Consider the following 3284-nt stretch of genomic DNA (forward strand, 5'->3'; position numbering starts at 1 on the left):
CAGCACAGACCGCGGACCGCGCCGCCGTCGACGGGGAGCATCAGGCCGGTGAGGTAGGAGGCGGCGGGGGAGAGCAGGAAGGCGGCGGTGCGGCCGAACTCCTCGGGGGTGCCGTAGCGGCGCAGCGGGATGCCGGCGGCGGCCGCCTCGCGGGCGGCGGCGGGGTCGGCGGCGAGGGAGTCGAGTTCGCGGACGCGGTCGGTGTCGATGCGGCCGGGGAGCAGGCCGAGGACGCGGATGCCGCGCGGGCCGAGTTCGTCGGCGAGGGTCTTGGCGGCCATCGCGAGGCCGGGCCGCAGGCCGTTGGAGATGCCGAGGCCGCCGATGGGCTGGCGGACCGAGGTGGAGAGCACGAAGGCGATGACGCCCCCGTCGGTGAGCTGTTCGGCGGCGGTGCGGGCCAGCCGCAGGGCGCCGAGGAAGACGGAGTCGAACGCGCCGCGCCAGGCTTCGTCGGTGGCGGTGGCGACCGGGCCCGCGGCGGGGCCGCCGACGCTGATCAGGATGCCGTCGAAGCCGCCGAAGCGCTCCCGGGCGGCGTCGACCAGGCGTTGCGGGGTGGCCGGGTCGGCGTTGTCCGCGCCGACGCCGTGGGCGCTGTCGCCGAGGGCGTCCGCGGCGGCGGTGGCGGCCGCCGCGGTGCGGCCGGTGACGACGACCTTGGCGCCTTCGGCGACGAGCTGCCGGGCGGTGGCGTGGCCGAGCCCCCGGGTCGCGCCGGTGACCACGTACACCCTGTCCTTGAGTCCGAGATCCATGCCGACCATTCTCGCCGGTCGGCACGGATCGCGGACGGCGGGTCAGCCGATCGGGACGCCCGGGTCGGCCAGGGCGGTACCGCCGGTGACGGTGTTGTCGGCGGTGACGGTGACCGGGCAGTCGGCGGAGTAGTTGGTGACGTCGATCGCGTACTTGGCGGGGTTGGTGCCGGTGGCGCCGGTCAGGTCGGAGGCGTTGTGGCGGAAGACGGTGCCGCAGCCCCAGCCGGGCTGCTGGGTGTGGGTCTGGTAGCCGTCGTTCATGGTGCGCACGCCGGTGTTGTTCTCGATGACGTAGTCGTTGCCCTTCACGTCGACCCAGGAGTCGTCGTAGTTGGCGTTCGTCAGGCCGTTGCCGTCGAAGCGGTTGCCGGAGACCAGGCCGCCGGTGGTGCCCTCCTTGAGGTCGATGTTCTCGCCGCCGATGTTCGGGCCGATGGTGTTGTTCAGGATCTGTACGTGGTCGCTCCTGTCGGTGAGCGTGTTGGCGGTGCCGACGTAGACGCCCTCGCCCTTGCCGTCGCGGGCGGTGCCGGTGTCGTGCACGGTCGAGTCGCGCAGCACGCCGTAGCTGGAGGAGTTGCGGAAGTGCACGCCCTCCATGGTGGTGTGGTGGACCGTCACGCCCTCGAGCGCCACGTGGTCGGAGGCGTCGACCATGATGCCCTTCTGGGCGTGGGTGACGGTGATGCCCCGGACGGTCCAGTAGGGGGCGCCGGCCAGTGAGAGGCCGTAGCCGCCGCCGGTGGAGGTGGTGAGGACGGCGTTCGGGGAGCCGGACAGGGTGATCCGGGCGGTGGCCGTGCCCGGCGTGGTGATCTTGAAGTTGCCGGTGTAGGTGCCGTCGGCGAGCTGGATGGTGCGGCCGGGGACGGCGGCGCTCAGCGCGGCCTGGAGCTCCTTGGCGGTGGTGACCCGGACGGTGTCCGCCGGGGGCGGCGAGAGGGTGGCGTCGTTCTGGCCGGGGGTGCTGACCGGGGCGGAGGGCGTGGGGGAGGCCGAGGCGGGCGGGGCCGTGGTGGGCGGGGCCGTGGGCGTGGGCGTGCCGGTGCCGGCCGTGCTCAGCGAGACGTCGTCGGCCTGGTAGGGGCTGCCGTACCAGCCGCTCAGCGTGACGGTGACCCGGGTGGTGTCCGGGCCGGTGGTGAAGGTGCGGGTGAGCTGCGTCCAGTCGGCGGCGTTCGCCCAGGTGGAGGTGGACACGCCGGTGCCGGAGGCGGCGAGGGTGACGTACGGGCCCTTCACCCAGGCGGTCAGGGTGTAGCCGGTGTTCGGCTGGACGGTGACGCTCTGGGAGCAGGGGGCGAGGTCCGCGGCGCCGGGGGAGGCGGCCAGCGCGGCGGTGCCGGAGTGCGGGTTGGAGGTGCTGGTGGCGGCGGTGCCGGCGCAGCTCCAGGGGGTGAGCGCGGCGGACTCGAAGCCGCCGTCGGCGAGGAGTTCGGTGGCCGCGCCGGCCCGGGCGGGGAGCAGGGCGAGGACGGCCGAGCCCAGGGCCAGGGCGGCGGTCGCGGCGCCGCCGCGGTGGATGCGGTGCGTCATGAAAGTGCGCTCCAGTGTGGGGGAAAGAGCGGTACGGGCATGTGCACGGCCAATTTGGACTAGACCAATACGGGGCGTCAATGGGTGTGCGCCGGCCGCCCCCGGACCGGGTGTCAATGGCGCCGGACCGGGAACCGTCCGAAGATGGGGGGACCGGACCACCCACCCGAGGTGCAGCGCATGGACAGTCGGCGGTTGCCGAACATCGACGGCGTCGCGGCGGCCCTGGTCGACGGCGACGGACGCGTCGTGGGCTGGACGGCCGCCGCCGAGCAGCTGCTCGGGCTGCCCGCCGACCAGGTCACCGGCCGCCCCGTCAGCGAGCTGCTGGCCGACGGGCCGGCCGACGGCGGCGCGCTCGGCAGGCGGACCGGCCACGTCCGGCTGCGTACCGGCGGCGGCGCCCCGCTGGAGGCCGCCTACCAGGTGCTCCCGCTGGCCGGCGAGCACGGCGAGGTGCGCGCCCTGGTGCTGGCCACCCCCGCCGACACCGTCGCCCGCCGCCGCCAGGACGAGGCGTTCACCCGGGAGCTGTTCCTGCAGGACCGGATCGGCCTGGCCTTCTTCGGCACCGACCTGCGGCTGCTGCGCACCAACACCCACCTGCTCCCGTACACCGGCCTGCCCGCCCACCTGGCCGGACACCGGCTCGGCGACTTCCTGCAGCCGCAGGACGCGGCGGCCGCCGAAGCGGTCCTGCGCGGCGTGATCGCCACCGGGGAGCCGGTGGTCCGCACCGAACTGCCGATCCGCACCCTGGACGACCCCGGACCGGCCGTGGTCATGGAGATCCAGGCGTTCCGGCTGCAGGCCCCCGACGGGGCGCTGATCGGGGTGGCCGCGCTGTTCGGCGACGTCACCGAACTGCACCGCTACCGGCGGCGCGCCGACGTGCTGCACCGGGCCACCGCCGCCGTCGGCGGCTCGCTCTCGGTGGCCGGCACCGCCGAGGACCTGGCCGGCGTCCTGGTGCCCGGCCTCGGCGAC

Annotated in this window: 3 protein-coding genes and 1 pseudogene; 1 reads left to right on the forward strand and 3 read right to left on the reverse strand. The window is 74.9% G+C overall.

Translation table 11 applies throughout. The features are described from left to right. The 3 genes and pseudogenes from ACFUEL_RS37385 to ACFUEL_RS37395 form a co-directional block, all read right to left on the reverse strand. On the reverse strand, nt 1–758 hold a 758-nt coding region (locus tag ACFUEL_RS37385; protein WP_380242313.1), incomplete at its 3' end, for an SDR family oxidoreductase. 42 nt (nt 759–800) lie between these two features. Then, nucleotides 801–1823 (reverse strand): nitrous oxide reductase family maturation protein NosD, encoded by a 1023-nt coding sequence (locus ACFUEL_RS37390; RefSeq protein WP_380242317.1) that lies wholly within the window; start codon nt 1821–1823, stop codon nt 801–803. A 48-nt stretch (nt 1824–1871) separates the two neighbouring features. Then, nucleotides 1872–2297, reverse strand: a pseudogene (locus ACFUEL_RS37395) (carbohydrate binding domain-containing protein); the annotation flags it as partial. Nucleotides 2298–2477: 180 nt separating this feature from the next. Between ACFUEL_RS37395 and ACFUEL_RS37400 the strand changes: the two are divergent. Then, nucleotides 2478–3284, forward strand: an 807-nt coding sequence (locus tag ACFUEL_RS37400; RefSeq protein WP_380242315.1) for a PAS domain-containing protein, incomplete at its 3' end; no start/stop codon positions are given.

This window comes from Kitasatospora sp. NPDC057198 (assembly GCF_042670125.1).
In the GTDB taxonomy this organism is placed as follows: Bacteria; Actinomycetota; Actinomycetes; order Streptomycetales; family Streptomycetaceae; genus Kitasatospora.